This window comes from Aquimarina hainanensis (assembly GCF_042684685.1).
GTDB lineage: Bacteria > Bacteroidota > Bacteroidia > Flavobacteriales > Flavobacteriaceae > Aquimarina > Aquimarina hainanensis.
Window position 1 is genome coordinate 1,431 of sequence record NZ_JBHULX010000047.1, and the last position, 336, is coordinate 1,766.

The window sequence follows — 336 nt, forward strand, 5'->3', positions numbered from 1 at the left end:
GGATCCAACCTCTATGGTTGATGTTGATGGCGATGGATTTGCAGATAGTGTTGATACAGATGATAATACGGTTGCAGGTACAGGAGATGGCGGAACGATGCTACCGTTACCCAATACCGATGGTACAGGAGGTCTGGATTATCAGGATATTGATAGTGATGGTGATGGTATTGTAGATAATATAGAAGGACAACCAACGGTTGGTTATGTTGCCCCAAGTGGTACGGATACCGATGGCGATGGTATTGATGATAGCTATGACCCTGATGATGGTGGAACAGCATTAGTTGCCATAGACACAGATATGGATGGTAGTGCAGATTATATAGATACCGA

General features: G+C 44.0%; 1 pseudogene. It reads left to right on the plus strand.

Features of this window, described 5'->3' with window-relative positions:
- Positions 1–336 (plus strand): annotated as a pseudogene (locus tag ACFSTE_RS21150) (gliding motility-associated C-terminal domain-containing protein); the annotation flags it as partial.